The sequence below is a fragment of the Campylobacter jejuni genome, from assembly GCF_049221745.1.
GTDB lineage: Bacteria > Campylobacterota > Campylobacteria > Campylobacterales > Campylobacteraceae > Campylobacter_D > Campylobacter_D jejuni_E.
Genome location: NZ_JBMJAO010000001.1, coordinates 224,047 through 241,339 on the forward strand (window position 1 = coordinate 224,047; position 17,293 = coordinate 241,339).

Sequence of the window (17,293 nt, forward strand, 5' to 3'; positions counted from 1 at the left end):
TAAAAATGAGAATAGGATTTTTATCACATTCAGGAGCAAGTATTTATCATTTTAGAATGCCTATTATAAAAGTATTAAAAGATAGGAAAGATGAAGTTTTTGTTATAGTGCCGCAAGATGAATACACGCAAAAACTTAGAGATCTTGGCTTAAAAGTAATTGTTTACGAGCTTTCAAGATCTAGTTTAAATCCTTTTGTAGTTTTAAAGAATTTTTTTTATCTTGCTAGGGTTTTGAAAAATTTAAATCTTGATCTTATTCAAAGTGCGGCACACAAAAGCAATACTTTTGGAATTTTAGCAGCAAAATGGGCAAAAATTCCTTATCGTTTTGCTTTAGTAGAAGGTTTGGGATCTTTTTATATAGATCAAGGTTTTAAGGCAAATTTAGTGCGTTACATAATCAATAATCTTTATAAATTAAGTTTTAAATTTGCACACCAATTTATTTTTGTCAATGAAAGTAATGCTGAGTTTATGAGGAATTTGGGACTTAAGGAAAATAAAATTTGCGTGATAAAATCCGTAGGGATCAATTTAAAAAAATTTTTTCCTATTTATATAGAAACAGAAAAAAAAGCTCTTTTTTGGAAAAATTTAAATATAGATAAAAAACCAATTGTACTTATGATAGCAAGAGCTTTATGGCATAAAGGTGTAAAAGAATTTTATGAAAGTGCTGCTATGCTAAAAGATAAAGCAAATTTTGTTTTAGTTGGTGGAAGAGATGAAAATCCTTCTTGTGCGAGTTTGGAGTTTTTAAATTCGGGTGTGGTGCGTTATTTGGGTGCTAGAAGTGATATTGTAGATCTTTTGCAAAATTGTGATATTTTTGTTTTACCAAGCTATAAAGAAGGTTTTCCCGTAAGTGTTTTGGAGGCAAAAGCTTGTGGCAAGGCTATAGTAGTAAGTGACTGCGAAGGTTGCGTAGAGGCTATTTCTAATGCTTATGATGGGCTTTGGGTGAAAACAAAAGATGTTAAGGATTTAAGCGAAAAAATTTCACTTTTATTAGAAGATGAAAAATTAAGGCTAAATTTAGGTAAAAATGCCGCTCAAGATGCTTTACAATATGATGAAAATAATATCGCACAGCGTTATTTAAAACTTTATGATAGGGTAATTAAGAATGTATGAAAAAGTTTTTAAAAGAATTTTTGATTTTATTTTAGCTTTAGTGCTTTTAGTGCTTTTTTCTCCTGTGATTTTAATCACTGCTTTACTTTTAAAACTCACTCAAGGCAGTGTGATTTTTACCCAAAATCGCCCTGGATTAGATGAAAAAATTTTTAAAATTTATAAATTTAAAACCATGAGCGATGAAAGAGATGAAAAGGGTGATTTATTAAGCGATGAACTTCGCTTAAAAGCTTTTGGAAAAATTGTTAGAAGTTTAAGCTTGGATGAGCTTTTGCAACTCTTTAATGTTTTAAAAGGAGATATGAGTTTTGTAGGTCCAAGACCTCTTTTAGTAGAGTATTTATCCCTTTATAATCAAGAGCAAAAATTACGTCATAAAGTGCGTCCAGGTATAACTGGATGGGCACAGGTAAATGGTAGAAATGCAATTTCTTGGCAGAAAAAATTCGAACTTGATGTGTATTATGTAAAAAATGTTTCTTTTTTACTCGATTTAAAAATCATGTTTTTAACGGCTTTAAAGGTTTTAAAACGAAGCGGGGTAAGTAAAGAAGGGCATGTTACAACGGAGAAATTTAATGGCAAGAACTGACAAAATTTACATTTATGGTGCTAGTGGTCATGGACTTGTTTGTGAAGATGTAGCTAAAAATATGGGTTATAAAGAATGTATTTTTTTAGATGATTTTAAAGGAATGAAGTTTGAAAACACCTTGCCAAAATATGATATTTTTATAGCCATAGGAAATAATGAAATTCGAAAAAAGATTTATCAAAAAATTTCAGAAAATGGCTTTAAAATTGTTAATCTTATCCATAAAAGCGCACTTATAAGTCCTAGTGCAAGCATAGAAGAAAATGCAGGAATTTTAATCATGCCTTATGTAGTAGTTAACGCTAAAGCCAAAATAGAAAAAGGCGTGATTTTAAACACTTCAAGTGTAATTGAGCATGAATGTGTGGTGGGGGAATTTTCTCATGTGAGCGTGGGAGCTAAATGTGCAGGTAATGTAAAAATCGGTAAAAATTGTTTTTTGGGAGTTAATTCTTGTGTTTTACCCAATTTAAGTTTAGCTAATGATAGTATTTTAGGAGGTGGAGCAACTTTGGCTAAAAGTCAAGATGAAAAAGGTATTTTTGTGGGAGTACCTGCAAAAAGAAAAACATGAAAAAATTATAAAAATATTTTTATTTGATTCTTTGTAAATTTTTTTGGATAAAATATAATTTAATTTTTATAAAATTTTGTTTTATACAAAGGCTAAAACATGAGATTTTTTCTTTCTCCTCCGCATATGAGCGGTAATGAATTAAAATACATAGAAGAAGTTTTCAAAAGCAATTATATAGCACCTTTGGGTGAATTTGTAAATCGCTTTGAACAAAGTGTAAAAGATTATAGCAAAAGTGAAAATGCCTTAGCTTTAAATTCGGCCACAGCAGCTTTGCATTTAGCTTTAAGGGTAGCAGGAGTAAAGCAAGGTGATATTGTTTTGGCTTCTTCTTTTACTTTTATCGCTTCAGTAGCACCTATTTGTTATCTTAAAGCAAAACCTGTATTTATAGACTGTGATGAAACTTATAATATCGATGTGGATTTGTTAAAGCTTGCTATTAAAGAATGTGAAAAAAAGCCTAAAGTATTGATTTTAACTCATCTTTATGGCAATGCTGCAAAAATGGATGAGATTGTTAAAATTTGTAAAGAAAATGAAATTGTTTTAATCGAAGATGCTGCTGAAGCTTTAGGAAGTTTTTATAAGGATAAAGCTTTGGGAACTTTTGGAGAATTTGGGGTTTATTCTTATAATGGTAATAAAATCATCACTACTTCAGGTGGAGGTATGCTTATAGGAAAAAATAAAGAAAAAATCGAAAAAGCAAGATTTTATAGTACTCAAGCAAGGGAAAATTGTTTGCATTATGAGCATTTAGATTATGGTTATAATTACCGTTTGAGCAATGTTTTAGGAGCCATTGGCGTAGCACAAATGGAGGTTTTAGAACAAAGAGTGCTTAAAAAAAGAGAAATTTATGAGTGGTATAAAGAATTTTTAGGAGAGTATTTTAGCTTTTTAGATGAGTTAGAAAATTCAAGAAGTAATCGCTGGTTAAGTACGGCTTTGATTGATTTTGATAAAAATGAACTTAATGCTTGTCAAAAAGATATAAATATCAGTCAAAAAAATATTACTTTGCATCCAAAAATTTCAAAACTCATAGAAGATTTGAAAAATGAACAAATAGAAACAAGACCATTATGGAAAGCTATGCACACTCAAGAAGTATTTAAAGGAGCTAAGGCTTATCTTAATGGCAATAGTGAGTTATTTTTCCAAAAAGGAATTTGTTTGCCAAGTGGCACGGCGATGAGTAAAGATGATGTTTATGAAATTTCAAAACTGATCTTAAGGAGCATAAAGGCTTAAAATGATTTTTTATAAAAGCAAAAGATTAGCATTTTTTTTAACTTCGGATATTGTTTTAATTTTACTTAGCGTTTATCTGGCTTTTTCTTTGAGATTTAGTGGAGATATTCCGAGTATTTTTTATCATGGTATGATGGTTTCTGCTATTATTTTGCTTATTTTAAAGCTTTCATTTTTGTTTGTTTTTAGAATTTATAAAGTAGCTTGGAGATTTTTTTCTCTCAATGAAGCAAGAAAAATTTTTATTGCTTTGCTTTTAGCTGAGTTTTGTTTTTTTCTTATTTTTTATTTTTTTAGTGATTTTTTTAATCCTTTTCCAAGAAGTGCTATTGTGATAGATTTTGTTCTTTCTTATATGTTTATAGGTACTTTAAGAATTAGTAAAAGAATGCTTGTGGATTTTAAACCTTCTAAAATGAAAGAAGAAGAAACTCCTTGTATTGTAGTAGGGGCAACTTCTAAGGCTTTACATTTGTTAAAAGGTGCAAAAGAAGGTTCTTTAGGGCTTTTTCCTGTGGGTGTAGTTGATGCGAGAAAAGAGCTTATAGGGACTTATTGTGATAAATTTATTGTAGAAGAAAAAGAAAAAATAAAATCTTATGTAGAACAAGGGGTAAAAACTGCCATTATTGCTTTAAGGCTTGAACAAGAAGAGCTTAAAAAACTTTTTGAAGAACTTGTAACTTATGGTATTTGCGATGTAAAAATATTTTCTTTTACAAGAAATGAGGCAAGAGATATCAGTATAGAAGACTTGCTTGCTAGAAAACCAAAAGATTTAGATGATAGTGCCGTGGTAGCTTTTTTAAAAGACAAGGTAGTTTTGGTAAGTGGGGCAGGTGGAACTATAGGCAGTGAACTTTGTAAGCAATGTATTAAATTTGGTGCTAAGCATCTTATTATGGTTGATCATAGCGAGTATAATCTTTATAAGATTAATGATGATTTACATTTATATAAAGAAAAAATTACTCCTATTTTGCTGAGTATTTTAGATAAGCAAAGTCTAGATGAGGTATTAAAAACTTATAAACCTGAGCTTATTTTACATGCAGCTGCCTATAAACATGTGCCTCTTTGTGAACAAAATCCACATTCAGCGGTAATTAATAATATTTTAGGAACTAAAATTTTGTGCGATAGTGCTAAAGAAAATAAAGTAGCAAAATTTGTTATGATAAGTACAGATAAGGCAGTGCGACCAACAAATATTATGGGTTGTACTAAGAGAGTTTGTGAGCTTTATACTTTAAGCATGAGTGATGAAAATTTTGAAGTTGCTTGTGTGCGTTTTGGTAATGTTTTAGGTTCTAGTGGTAGCGTGATACCAAAATTTAAAGCACAAATTGCAAATAATGAGCCTTTAACTTTAACACACCCTGATATAGTGCGTTATTTTATGCTTGTGGCTGAGGCAGTGCAACTTGTTTTGCAAGCTGGAGCTATCGCAAAAGGGGGAGAACTTTTTGTTTTGGATATGGGTAAGCCTGTCAAAATCATAGATTTAGCTAAAAAAATGCTTTTACTTTCTAATCGCAATGATTTAGAAATTAAAATCACAGGCTTAAGAAAAGGTGAGAAGCTTTATGAAGAGCTTTTGATTGATGAAAATGATGCTAAAACGCAATATGAGAGTATTTTTGTAGCAAAGAATGAGAAGGTTGATCTTGATTGGCTTAATAAAGAGATAGAAAATTTACAAATATGTGAAGATATTTCAGAGGCTTTGTTGAAGATTGTGCCTGAATTTAAACACAATAAAGAAGGTGTATAATGTATATAAAAGATATACAAAGATTTGAAGATAATCGCTATCGTGCTAGAGCTTATATGAGTTATATTTTAACAAGAAATTTGCCTAATAAACTTCCTGACATTCATCTAGAAACTATTAAAACAGCTTTGGATAAAATAGCTCATGAAGTTGTTGTTTTTGATGCTTTGTATATCTTAGATATTTCAGGTATGCAAATAGAAAATGCGATTTCCTTAAATAAGGCTCATGAAATAGGGCAGGGTGAGGATAGAAGTACTCGTTCTTATTTTTATAGAGCTATAAAATTAAGACGATGTGTTTTGAGTGATCCTTATCCTTCGGTTTTAAACAACGAACTTTGCGTGACAGCTTCTATGCCAATTTACGATGATAAAAATAACTTGCTTTTTGTTGTTTGTATTGATATAAAACTTGAAGATATTTTAAAGATTATTCAAGCAGGAAAATTTGAGTTTGTTTTTACTCAGTTTAGTCGTTTAGTATATTTTTGTTTCGCACTGGTTTTATTTGTGATTACTTGTTTTTTATTTCAAAAAGGTTTTTTTAGTCTTTTTGATAATCAAGCTATAGGTATAGAACATATGTTTGAAAGCACTATTGCTATAACTTTAGCTTTAGCTATTTTTGATTTGGCAAAAACTTTAATCGAACAAGAAGTATTAGGAAGGACAAAAAAAGAAGAAGGTGGAATTCAAAAAACCATGGTTAGATTTTTGGGATCTATTATCATTGCTTTAGCTATAGAAGCTTTGATGTTGGTATTTAAACTTGCTATTGGTGATCTTTCTCAGATGATTTATGCGATTTATCTTATCGGTGGAGTGAGCTTACTTCTTTTGGGTTTAAGTGTATATTTATTTACGGTTAAGTATAAAAATAATAATATTTGAGTAAAAATTTAAGTAAAAGATGATATAATGCCATTTTTTAGAATTTTTTGGCTTGATTAATAAGGCTAAAAAGGGTAAAATAAAACTATAAAAACTTTGAAAGGACGAAATTGTGAAATTGTTAGTTGTTGATGACAGTTCTACTATGAGAAGGATTATTAAAAATACCCTAACAAGACTTGGACACGATGATGTTTTAGAAGCCGAGCATGGCATTGAAGCTTGGGATTTATTAACTAAAAATGAAGATGTAAAAGTTTTAATTACAGATTGGAATATGCCAGAAATGAATGGCTTGGAGTTGGTAAAAAAAGTAAGAGCAGAGAAAAAATATGAAGATATGCCTATTATCATGGTTACAACTGAGGGCGGAAAAGCTGAAGTGATTACTGCTTTAAAAGCTGGCGTAAATAACTATATTGTAAAACCTTTTACTCCACAAGTTTTAAAGGAAAAACTTGAAGATGTTTTAGGAACAGGAAGTGGAGAAGGTGGAGCTGAGTAAAGGCTGATTTTTAAAATTCTAAATGCAAAAAAAATATTACGAATTGTTCTTTATCGTAGAAGAACAGTATAAAAATTTATTTCTTGATTTTGCTTTTGATTTAGGTATAGAAGCCATAGAAGAGAAAGATAATGGTGTTTACATTAGATCCCATGAGAGTTTAGAAGAGCTTTCATGGGCACTTGAAATACTTGCTCAAAAACTTACAACTACTTTTAATTTAAATCATAAAATTATTTCTAATTTAAGTCTTGTAGAGAAAGAAAACAAGGACTGGATACAAGAATATAAAAAAGGTATAAAACCTATTTTAGTGGATAATGTTTACATCCATACCACTTGGCAAGAAGAAAAAAAGAATTGTATAAATATAAAGATTAATCCAGCCTTAGCCTTTGGCTCAGGACATCACGAAAGCACATATTCTTGTGTAAAATTTTTACAAAAATTTTCTAAAAGTAAATTAAGAGCCTTAGATCTTGGTTGCGGTAGTGGAATTTTGGGTATTATCATGGCAAAGTTTGGCTGCAATGTTGAAATTTGCGACACTGATGAGTTGGCTATTGATAGTTCTTTGGAAAATGCAAGATTAAATGGTGTCGATTTTCACAAGGCTTGGTGTGGATCTATAGATAAAGCAAATGGTTTATATAATCTAATTGTTGCAAATATCATTGCAGATGTGATTTTAATTTTGGAAAAAGATATTAAAAACCATTTAGAAGATAATGCTATACTTATTTTGTCAGGAATTTTAGATAAATATTCAACAAGAATTAAAGAAAAATTTCAAGATCTAGAACTTATTGATAAAATGCAAATCAATGAGTGGTGTAGTTTTGTATATAAAAATAATAAAAAGGATAAGTAATGAATAATAATACCCCAAATAATAAAGGTAATCCGCAGGGTAATAATTTTTTTAACAAAAATCCCATTTTTATTTTTGCGATTTTTGCAATTGTAATGATAATTATTTTTAAGGGATTTTTTGATGGCAATGGTTCTTTTGGCGGAGCATTGAATGGCAATGAAGTAAATAAAAATGTCCCTTATTCTGAGTTAAAAAAGCTTATTGAAAGTGGGCAAATCAATCAAGTTAGCATAGGACAAACAACAATCAAAGCGATTTCAAGCTCTCACAATACTGTTTATATAGCAAAAAAAGTTAATGATCCTGAGCTTGTGAGTTTACTAGATAGTAAAAATATTGCTTATGGTGCGTATTCTGAAACAAATTGGTTTACGGATATACTTTTTTCATGGGTTTTGCCAGTGTTTATTTTCTTTGGTATTTGGATGTTTTTGGCAAGTCGTATGCAAAAAAATATGGGGAGTTCTATATTGGGCATAGGAAGTTCTAAGAAGCTTGTAAATTCAGAAAAACCTAAAGTAAAATTTAGTGATGTAGCTGGTGTTGAAGAAGCCAAAGAAGAAGTAAAAGAAATTGTGGATTTTTTAAAGTATCCTGAAAGATATATTAAATTGGGGGCGAAAATTCCAAAAGGACTTTTACTTGTCGGTCCTCCAGGTACAGGAAAAACTTTGCTTGCAAAAGCAGTTGCAGGTGAAGCTGATGTACCGTTTTTTAGTGTTTCAGGTTCATCTTTTATAGAAATGTTTGTGGGTGTAGGTGCTTCTCGTGTGAGAGATTTGTTTGAAAATGCAAAAAAAGAAGCTCCTGCTATTGTTTTTATAGATGAAATAGATGCTATTGGTAAAAGTCGTGCAGCAAGTGGCATGATGGGTGGAAACGATGAAAGAGAACAAACTTTAAATCAGCTTTTGGCTGAAATGGATGGTTTTGGGACAGAAAGTTCCCCAGTTATTGTTTTAGCAGCAACAAATCGCCCAGAAGTTTTAGATGCAGCGCTTTTAAGACCAGGAAGGTTTGATAGACAAGTTTTAGTTGATAAACCTGATTTTAAAGGTAGGTGTGATATTTTAAAAGTGCACATGAAAGATGTCAAAATCTCCCCAAAAGTTAAAGTCGAAGATATAGCACGCTTAACCGCAGGGCTTGCAGGAGCTGATCTTGCAAATATTATTAATGAAGCAGCACTTTTAGCAGGTAGGGATTCTAAAAAATATGTAGAACAAAATGATTTAGTTGAAGCTGTTGAAAGAGCTATAGCAGGACTTGAGAAGAAATCACGTCGTATTAATGAAAAAGAAAAGAAAATTGTTACTTATCATGAATGCGGTCATGCCTTGATTGCTGAAACTACCAAAGGCGCAAAACGTGTAAGTAAAGTTTCTGTGATTCCGCGTGGTCTTGCGGCTTTAGGTTATACTTTAAATACTCCTGAGGAAAATAAATTTTTAATGCAAAAACATGAACTTATCGCTGAAGTAGATGTACTTTTGGGTGGTCGTGCGGCTGAAGAAGTGTTTATAGGTGAAATTTCAACGGGTGCAAGTAATGATTTAGAAAGAGCAACCGATATCATAAAAGCTATGATTTCTATGTATGGTATGAGTGAAATTGCAGGACTTATGGTGCTTGAAAAACAAAGAAATGCTTTCTTAAGTGGTGGGCAAACTATAAAAGATTATTCTGAAAAGATGGCAGAGTCTTTGGATGATTATGTAAAGAAAACCTTAGATGAACGCTATAAAGATGTTAAAGATACTTTAAATACTTATAAGGGAGCGATTGAGACTATGGTTACAGCCCTTTATGAAGAAGAAACTATTGAAGGTGCTAAAGTGCGTGAGATTATTAAAGAGTTTGAGGATCAAAATAATCTACCAACTCGTTTGCAAGATCTTGAAGAGTCTAAAATTGAAGTTAAAGTAGAAGAATGAAAGATTTTATTGCAAAAGATGGATATTTAAGTCTTATTATTTTAAGCTTGATTTTTATTTTTGTGTGGATTTTTTATTCTTTTTCCATCTTGTTATTAGCATTAATTGTAATTTGTATTTTTCTTTTTAGAATGCCCAAAAGAGAACTTGTTTGTAGTGATGAAAAAGCTATTTTTGCACCTATAGATGGTAGGGTTGCTAAAATAGAAAATATTCATCATAAAAATTTGGGTGAATGTGTTGAAATTACTATTAAAAATGCTCTTTATGATGCTGGGAATTTTAATGCACCTTTTGCAATGTCTATAATAGATATTCGTTTACGACATGGGCTTTTTTTGTGCAGTGAACTAAAATCTGCAAAAATGATGAATGAAAGAGTCTTTATTTTAGCAAAAGTTAAAGAGAATAAAATGATAGCCTTGCGAATCTATGCAGGTTCTTTTGATAGAAAATTAAAGCTCGATAATATTTCTCATGATTTGAAAGCAGGAGATAGAATGGGTTTTTTAATCAATGGATCTATAAGTTTACTTTTACCAAAAGATACTAGAATTCATATAGGCTTAAATGATGAAATTAAAGCAGGTTCATTGCTAGGCTATTTTGCGTAAGGAAAAATAATGAATAACAGACCGCAATTAATTTATATTTTACCCAATCTTTTTACAGCTGCTTCAGCTTTTTTAGGGGTTATTTCTATTATAGCTTCAATACACGGAAATTATTATACAGCTTTGATTTATATTATTTTATCTTTGATTTGCGATGGGCTTGACGGTCGTGTTGCAAGACTTACAAATTCTACTTCAAAATTTGGAGTTGAATTTGATTCTTTAGCTGATCTAGTAGCTTTTGGAGTTGCTCCAGCGGTTCTTTTTTATATGGCTATAGGTTATGATTTTGGAAAACTTGGATCTTTGATTACGGCTTTTTTTGTGGTTTTTGGAGCTATTCGTTTGGCGAGATTTAATGTTACTACAGGTACTTATGAACCTTCTGTTTTTATAGGTCTTCCTATACCTACTGCAGCAGTTGTGAGTGCTATATGGACTTATGCGTTTATCAGTTATGATTTTTTAAAGCCTTATGGTGTAGTTTTTTTGGTACTTCAAGCAATTTTAGGGCTTTTAATGGTAAGTAATATACGCTATCCTAGCTTTAAAAAGCTTGATTTTAATCGTTCTAGTGTTTTAAAAGTTTTGATTATTTTAATTATAATATTTTCATTTTTATATCTTTACCCTCTTGAAAGTTTAGTAATTTTAGCAAGCTTGTATGTACTTTATGGAATTATTCGGGTTTTATATACCATTATCGTTTCAAAATTTAAGATAAGAAATCAAGAGTAAAATTTTTCAATGACTTTGCATTCTTCTTGAGTGAAGCCAGCTTTGATTCTTGCTTGAATGTTAAGTTTTTTTCCTGCAAGAGAGAATTGTTTAAACGTTTTGCAAAGTTCAATAAAATCATACTTATTTTGATTTGAAAATTTCCACCAAGTATCTCCTTTTTTAACGTGTTTTATTTCATCATTAAGTATAATTTCAAGATATTCCATTAAAAGATTTTTAATGGAATGATTGGAACTTTGAAGTTTTTGAACAACAAAGGGGTTGGCATCAAGCCCTTTAGCTTCTAAACCTCTATGAACTACTCCCATTCTAAAGCTTAAAGAGTCTTTTGTAGCTTCTAGAGCAGATTCTAAATTATCATGCACTGGAAAATCTCCATATTTGTAACCAAGTTCTTCAAGTGCTGAATTTAAAAGTTTGAAATGTTTAATTTCCTCATCTGCCACCTCCAGCCAATCATAATAAAATTGCAAAGGTAGATTTTTAAAGCGATAACTTGCATCTAAAGCTAGGTTAATTGCATTAAATTCTATATGAGCGACTGAATGAATTATTTTAGCAAGCGCATGAGTTGAATTGACAAATTTAGGTCTTCTTATGCGCGTAGGATGAAGTAGGGTAATTTGTTGCGATATATTTTTTTTGAAAATACTTTGATGCTCGTGATTAAAAATAAATTTGTGGCTTTTAAAGTTTTCATAAAAATTTTGAAAAGAGTGAAATTTTATAGTTGTATTTTTTTCATATAAAATATTTTGAAGTTCTTGAAAAAATTCTTTTTGCATTTAAAACTTTCTTGAAAATTATAAAAATTTATCATTTAAAATTGAAATTTTAATTATATAATATAAAAATTATTTTACAAGGGTAGATCATGAAAGAATTAAATGAAGAAGAAAAAAAAGTAATTTTAAATAAAGAAACAGAAGCTCCTTTTAGTGGAAAATATAATGATTTTTATGAAAAAGGAATCTATCAATGCAAGCAATGTGGAGCTTCGCTTTATAAATCCGAAGATAAATTTAAATCAGGTTGTGGATGGCCTAGCTTTGATGATGAAATAAAAGGGGCTATTAAAAGAATTCCTGATAAAGATGGGATTAGAACCGAGATTGTATGTGCAAACTGCAATGGACATTTAGGTCATGTTTTTGAAGGAGAAGGATTTTCTGCTAAAAATGTAAGACATTGTGTAAATTCTATTTCTTTGGAATTTGTAAAAACTAAGGATGATAGTGTTTTCTAGTATGGGTTCTGAGCTTTATTTGATGTTTTTTGCTGCAATTACTTTACTTGCCATATTAAATCCTTTTGGCAATTTAACTCAATTTTTGGCTATGAGTGATGGATTGCCTTTAATGCTTCGAAAAAAACTTTTTAGAACTATTCTCTATACAGCTTTTACTATAGTTTTGGTATTTTTATTATCAGGACCTTTATTTATGAACTATATTTTTAGAGTTTCATTAGATGATTTAAGGGTTTCTGGTGGTTTGGTTCTTATTATAATGGCTATTAAAAATTTACTTTTTTCAACAAAAATTGCAACTAAGGATTTTAGTTCTTATCAGAATATGGATGATAAGGAAATTTTGAGACAGAGTTTAATACCTATGGCATTTCCTATGCTTGTTGGGCCTGGAACTTTAGCTAGTGTTATCGTTATAGCCGAAGATGGTGGGCTTGATGTTGCTCTTGGCGGAGTAATGATAGCTTTTATTTTTATGTTTATACTTTTTCATTTTGCAGCTACCATAGAAAAGATTGTTGGAAAATTAATTTTACATGTTTTTTCTCGTATAGCACAAGTATTCATTGCTGCTATGGGGTTTAAGATGATTATTGTAGGTTTAAAGGATATATTTAACTTATAAATTAATATAATTTATAAATATGATATAATTTTAAAATAATTTATTATTAAAAAGGTGAGTTTTATATTTGGTGCTAAGAAAAATAATACTGAAATAATTGAATAACTTGAAAAAAGTATAATGGTTTAGGAGATATTTTAAGATCTATTGGGAATACTATGGTGGTAATTGAATTTATCACTGATGGCGTTATTTTAGAGGCAAATCAAAATTTTTAACAACTATGAAATACTCCCTTTCAGAGATCAAGGGTAAGCATTATAGTATGTTTTGTTTGCCTGAAGTTGTTAATTCTTCAGCATATAGTGATTTTTGGGAAGATTTAAGAGAAGGTAAATTTCAATCAGGTAAATATATAAGATACGGAAGAAATAATAAAAAAAGTATACCTCGAAGTAAGTTATAATCCGGTTAAAAATGATGATGGAAAAATTTACAAGATTATTAAATTTGCTACAGATATAAGTGAGTAAGTTAAAAAAGATCAAGAAAAACTTCGCCTCATAAGCGAACTTGCAGAGAAAAATGATAATCTTACTCAAGATGGAGATCGTGTAATTGAAAGCACTGTTTCAAATGTTCAGAATATTCACGTGCTGGTGAACATGGTAGAGGTTTTGCTGTTGTTGCTGATGAAGTAAGAAATTTAGCTGAAAGAACAGGATATTCAGTTAATGAAATTACCGCTACGATTAATTTTATTCGCAATGTTACATTGCAAGTGGTTGAGAGTATTAAAAGCAGTTTAGAGGATGTTAATCAAAGTGTTGAACTTGCAAAAGAAGCAAGAGAATGTATGGAGAAAATTCGTGAAAGCTCTGCTGAAGTTGCTAAAGCAATGTCATAAGAGTGATTTTCACGCTTATTTTTTAAGTAATTAAATCTTTAAAATTTTTAAAACCACTTTCTTGATTGCATTTTTCTTTTAAAATATTTAAAAATTCTTTCCTAGAAATATTATGAGCACCCATAAATTCTAAATGTTGATTATAAACTTGACAATCTATGATAAAATCATAAGGTTTTAATAAATCACAAAGTTTAATCATGGCAACTTTAGATGCATTTTTTTTAATGCTTACCATGCTTTCACCAAAGAAAACCTTGCCTAAAATTAAACCATAAATTCCACCTATAAGTTCATTATTTTCATAAAGTTCAAGGCTATGCGCATAGCCTTGGGTAAATAACTTATAATAAGTGGTAATAAATTCATCATCTATCCAACTTTGAGAGCGTGTATCGCGACATAATGTAATTAATTTTAAAAAATCATAATCAAGTTTAATTTGATAGAGATTAATAAATTTTTTCATATTTTTTTGGATGTGAATTTGATTTGGAATTAAAACGCATCTAGGATCTGGACACCACCAAGTTACAGGTTTGCTTGTCCATGGGAATAGACCAAAAGTATAAGCTTTTACAATAAAATCAGCTTCTAAATTTTGACCTAAAAATACAGGAGCATTTTTAGGTGCATTGAGTAATTTAGAATATAAATTCGAGCTTTCCATTTTTACCAAGTTTGATTTTAGCTATACCGCCTTTTTTAAGCTTACCAAATAAAATTTCATCACTGATTTTTTCTCCTATCTCCTCAGAAATTATGCGTTTTAAAAGCCTTACTCCAAATTCTTTATTATAGGCTTTTTTAGCTAAATAAATTTTAGTTTTATCATCCACTGATAATTTTATATTATTTAAATTTTTAGAAATTTCGTCAAGTTCTTTTTCGATAATTTTAACAAGTATAGCATCATTTAAATCATTAAAATGTAAAATTTTATCAATACGATTAATAAATTCTGGAGCAAAAAAGTCTTTGATAGCACGATTACTTTTTTCTTTATTTTTACTTAAAAAACCAAGCTCATTGCTTTCTTTAAGTCCTAGATTAGATGTCATAATAATGATTGTATTTTTAAAATCTACTTTAAGACCGCTATTGTCAGTGAGTTTAGCATTGTCAAAAATCTGTAAAAAGGTATTGCTTAAATCAGGATGAGCCTTTTCTATTTCGTCAAAAAGAACAAGACTGAAAGGATTTTTGCGAATAGCATTGCTTAAAAGTCCACCCTCTTCAAAACCTATATATCCAGCTGGAGATCCTATTAGTTTACTTATGGCATGTTTTTCTGCATATTCACTCATATCAAAGCGTTCTAAATTTAAACCTAAAAATTCAGCTAAAGCTTTGCAAAGTTCTGTTTTTCCAACTCCACTTGATCCAGTAAACAAAAACACTCCGCGTGGTGTATTGGAATTTTTAAATCCTGCGAAACTTTGCTTAAGTGATGAAACAAGGCTATCTATAACTTCATCTTGGCCAAAAATTTTCGCTTTTAAATTTGTTTTTAAATTCATTAAAGCTTTATTTTGATCGAATTCAAACATTTTGTGATGGTGGGTCATTTTTGCTAAAACATTTTCTAAATCTTTTAAATTGGCATTTTTTTTAGCTTTTGGATTTAAAGCAAAAGAAGCGCCAAGTTCATCGATCAGATCTATAGCGCAATCAGGTAAAAATTTATCATTAAAAAATTTTTTACCCCAAATTACAGCATATTGAAGAATTTCATCGTTTAATTTTATATGATGAAATTCTTCATATTTGTTTTTTAATCCTTTAAGAATTTGCAAGCTTTCTTCTTGGCTTGGTTCATCTACATTTATTTTAGCAAAACGGCGACTTAGAGGTTTATTTTTATCAAAAGTATTTTTATATTCCATAAAAGTTGTTGCACCTATGCATTTTAAAGTTCCATTACTTAGAGCCGGTTTTAAAAGATTGGAAAAATCAGTATGGGATTCTCCTGTGCTTCCAGCTCCTACTATAGTGTGAATTTCATCAATAAATAAAATAGCATTTGGTATTTTCTCAAGTTCATTTAAAATTTCTTTAATTCGTTTCTCAAAATCTCCACGGTATTTTGTTCCCGCAAGTATACTAGCCATATCAAGACTAAAAATTTTTGCATTTTGTAAGTTTTTAGGCACCTTTTTTTCCGCAATAGCCAATGCTAATCCTTCTACAATGGCCGTTTTGCCAACTCCCGCTTCTCCCACTAAAATAGGATTATTTTTCTTGCGACGTGAAAGAATTTGCATCATTCTTTCAAGTTCAAATTTTCTTCCTATTAAAGGATCAATCTTGCCATTTTGAGCTAAAAGTGTTAAATCACTTGTGTGGTTGCTTAAATTTTGTATATTTTCATGATTTTGAAGTTCTTGAATTTTGTTAAGATTGATATTGTGTTTTTTTAAAAGATAACTAGAATAGTTTCTTGAATCTTGTATTAGCTTTTCTAAAAAATCTATAATTTTTATTTCATTATTTTTGTTTCTAGACGCAAGTAAGATTTCATCTAAAACAACAGATATTGTAGGTTCTATTTCTTGTTTAATAACTTGATTGTTTTGAGAAATGTAATTTTTTAATTCAGTTTCTAGAAGTTCAAGATCTCCATCTGAAAATTCTTCAAATATATCTTTAAAATCAGTGCTTAGTTTTAGTAATGTAAACAGTACATGCTCACAGGTAACAAATTCATGGTGGTTTATTAAGCTTAGATTTTTGGCATTATCAAGATATTTTTGTAAATTTTCTTGGTATTTCATTCTTCTTCTACCTTTGCTTGTAGCGGAAAATTAGCAAGTTTAGCCGCATCTATAACTTTTTTTTGTTTTGAAAGAGCTATTTCTTGGGTGTAAATGCCACAAATTCCAGAACCATTGTGATGAATTTCTAACATTGTTTGACTTGCTTTTTCAAGGTTTTGATGAAAAATATTCATCAAAATTTCTATAACAAAATCCATGGTTGTTATATCGTCATTTAAGAGTATAACTTTATACATTTTTGGTTCACTAAGTTTTGTTTGCTCTAGAGTTTGGGTTTTTGGCATTATTTTCCTTTGTAGATTTTATTTAAATCTTCTTGCATGAGTTCTGTTGGAATTTTACCAAGATAAAAATTTGTTGAGGCATTATTATTCCAGTAATCGCTTATTTTTTGATAAATTCCATTTTTTAAAACAACCTTAAAAGGAAGTTGCTCCATATTTTGATAGTCTATATCTTTTAAAATTTGAGCAATAATACGATCGTTAGAGCTGCCATTGCTTAGAAAATAGTAAGCACCATAATCATCCGCGAATTTTTTAACTGTTTCATCGCTAACATCTTCAAAATGTGTAAGTCCTATAATGATAAATTTGCTAGAATTATTTTTCCAAAGTTTGCTAAGATCTAAAGCTTCTTCTTTGCATGGGGTGCAAAAAGTGCCAAAAAAATCAAACATTAGAACTTTTCCTTCCTCTCCTTCTACCACAAAACCTTTATCTGTTCTTATTAAAGTTTTGCTTCCACCATTTACACTATTTAAGACTATTTTATCTCCTTTGTGATATTCTTCAAACATAAAATCATTTTGAATTTCTTCTTCTTTGGAGCAAGCATTAAGAAAAAATGCTAAACTTATTAAAAATAGGGCTAAAATTTTTTTCATTTAATT

General features: G+C 30.0%; 18 protein-coding genes and 1 pseudogene. 14 read left to right on the forward strand and 5 right to left on the reverse strand.

The genetic code is table 11. The annotated features are described in order from the left end of the window. Positions 1-5: 5 nt before the first annotated feature. The 11 genes from pglA (at position 6) to pssA (ending at position 10,900) form a co-directional block, all read left to right on the forward strand. Positions 6-1,136 (forward strand): N,N'-diacetylbacillosaminyl-diphospho-undecaprenol alpha-1,3-N-acetylgalactosaminyltransferase, encoded by a 1,131-nt coding sequence (pglA, locus tag ACOTU8_RS01125; protein WP_422341421.1) that lies wholly within the window; start codon positions 6-8, stop codon positions 1,134-1,136. Then, a complete protein-coding gene (gene pglC, locus ACOTU8_RS01130; protein WP_422341422.1) occupies positions 1,129-1,731 on the forward strand; it encodes an undecaprenyl phosphate N,N'-diacetylbacillosamine 1-phosphate transferase in 603 nt (200 codons plus the stop codon). Before pglA ends, pglC begins: the two co-directional genes overlap by 8 nt. Next, on the forward strand, positions 1,718-2,308 hold the full coding sequence (pglD, locus tag ACOTU8_RS01135; RefSeq protein WP_422341423.1) for a UDP-N-acetylbacillosamine N-acetyltransferase: 591 nt from the start codon (positions 1,718-1,720) through the stop codon (positions 2,306-2,308). The genes pglC and pglD overlap by 14 nt, the downstream gene beginning before the upstream one ends. A gap of 99 nt (positions 2,309-2,407) precedes the next feature. Continuing rightward, the gene (gene pglE / locus ACOTU8_RS01140; RefSeq protein ID WP_422341424.1) at positions 2,408-3,568 is read left to right on the forward strand and encodes a UDP-N-acetylbacillosamine transaminase; all 1,161 of its coding nucleotides are present in this window, start codon (positions 2,408-2,410) and stop codon (positions 3,566-3,568) included. 1 nt (position 3,569) lies between these two features. Further along, the gene (pglF, locus tag ACOTU8_RS01145; RefSeq protein WP_422341425.1) at positions 3,570-5,342 is read left to right on the forward strand and encodes a UDP-N-acetylglucosamine 4,6-dehydratase (configuration-retaining); all 1,773 of its coding nucleotides are present in this window, start codon (positions 3,570-3,572) and stop codon (positions 5,340-5,342) included. After that, positions 5,342-6,235: a PDC sensor domain-containing protein gene (gene pglG, locus ACOTU8_RS01150; RefSeq protein WP_422341426.1), complete on the forward strand. Its 894-nt coding sequence runs from the start codon at positions 5,342-5,344 to the stop codon at positions 6,233-6,235. The genes pglF and pglG overlap by 1 nt, the downstream gene beginning before the upstream one ends. 112 nt (positions 6,236-6,347) lie before the next feature. Beyond that, positions 6,348-6,740, forward strand: coding sequence for a chemotaxis response regulator CheY (gene cheY, locus ACOTU8_RS01155; RefSeq protein WP_422341427.1), 393 nt, complete (start codon positions 6,348-6,350; stop codon positions 6,738-6,740). A gap of 22 nt (positions 6,741-6,762) precedes the next feature. Continuing rightward, positions 6,763-7,611, forward strand: coding sequence for a 50S ribosomal protein L11 methyltransferase (prmA, locus tag ACOTU8_RS01160; protein ID WP_422341428.1), 849 nt, complete (start codon positions 6,763-6,765; stop codon positions 7,609-7,611). Continuing rightward, positions 7,611-9,548, forward strand: a complete 1,938-nt coding sequence (ftsH, locus tag ACOTU8_RS01165; protein ID WP_422341429.1) for an ATP-dependent zinc metalloprotease FtsH — start codon at positions 7,611-7,613, stop codon at positions 9,546-9,548. The genes prmA and ftsH overlap by 1 nt, the downstream gene beginning before the upstream one ends. Then, positions 9,545-10,162, forward strand: a complete 618-nt coding sequence (locus ACOTU8_RS01170) for a phosphatidylserine decarboxylase (RefSeq protein ID WP_422341430.1) — start codon at positions 9,545-9,547, stop codon at positions 10,160-10,162. Before ftsH ends, ACOTU8_RS01170 begins: the two co-directional genes overlap by 4 nt. A gap of 9 nt (positions 10,163-10,171) precedes the next feature. Continuing rightward, entirely contained in the window at positions 10,172-10,900 is a 729-nt protein-coding gene (gene pssA, locus ACOTU8_RS01175; RefSeq protein ID WP_002859122.1) for a CDP-diacylglycerol--serine O-phosphatidyltransferase, read from the forward strand. Here the strand turns inward: pssA and ACOTU8_RS01180 are convergent. Beyond that, complete coding sequence (locus ACOTU8_RS01180; protein WP_422341431.1) at positions 10,891-11,688, reverse strand: ferritin-like domain-containing protein; 798 nt, start codon at positions 11,686-11,688, stop codon at positions 10,891-10,893. The two genes, pssA and ACOTU8_RS01180, sit on opposite strands and share 10 nt — an antisense overlap. A gap of 89 nt (positions 11,689-11,777) precedes the next feature. Here ACOTU8_RS01180 and ACOTU8_RS01185 point away from each other — a divergent pair, with 89 nt between their 5' ends. From ACOTU8_RS01185 to ACOTU8_RS01195, 3 genes and pseudogenes are all read left to right on the forward strand, one after another. Further along, entirely contained in the window at positions 11,778-12,149 is a 372-nt protein-coding gene (locus ACOTU8_RS01185) for a methionine-R-sulfoxide reductase (protein WP_422341432.1), read from the forward strand. A gap of 1 nt (position 12,150) precedes the next feature. After that, positions 12,151-12,777: a MarC family protein gene (locus ACOTU8_RS01190; RefSeq protein WP_422341661.1), complete on the forward strand. Its 627-nt coding sequence runs from the start codon at positions 12,151-12,153 to the stop codon at positions 12,775-12,777. A gap of 583 nt (positions 12,778-13,360) precedes the next feature. Then, positions 13,361-13,624 (forward strand): annotated as a pseudogene (locus ACOTU8_RS01195) (methyl-accepting chemotaxis protein); the annotation flags it as partial. A gap of 22 nt (positions 13,625-13,646) precedes the next feature. Here ACOTU8_RS01195 and aat read toward each other — a convergent pair. From aat to ACOTU8_RS01215, 4 genes are read right to left on the reverse strand one after another with little or no spacing between them, the layout of a single operon-like run. Further along, positions 13,647-14,294 (reverse strand): leucyl/phenylalanyl-tRNA--protein transferase, encoded by a 648-nt coding sequence (aat, locus tag ACOTU8_RS01200; protein ID WP_422341433.1) that lies wholly within the window; start codon positions 14,292-14,294, stop codon positions 13,647-13,649. Beyond that, positions 14,269-16,398: an AAA family ATPase gene (gene clpA / locus ACOTU8_RS01205; protein ID WP_422341434.1), complete on the reverse strand. Its 2,130-nt coding sequence runs from the start codon at positions 16,396-16,398 to the stop codon at positions 14,269-14,271. The genes aat and clpA overlap by 26 nt, the downstream gene beginning before the upstream one ends. Then, positions 16,395-16,685, reverse strand: a complete 291-nt coding sequence (gene clpS, locus ACOTU8_RS01210) for an ATP-dependent Clp protease adaptor ClpS (protein WP_412689850.1) — start codon at positions 16,683-16,685, stop codon at positions 16,395-16,397. Before clpS ends, clpA begins: the two co-directional genes overlap by 4 nt. Then, on the reverse strand, positions 16,685-17,287 hold the full coding sequence (locus tag ACOTU8_RS01215) for a TlpA disulfide reductase family protein (protein WP_422341435.1): 603 nt from the start codon (positions 17,285-17,287) through the stop codon (positions 16,685-16,687). The genes clpS and ACOTU8_RS01215 overlap by 1 nt, the downstream gene beginning before the upstream one ends. Positions 17,288-17,293 lie beyond the last annotated feature (6 nt).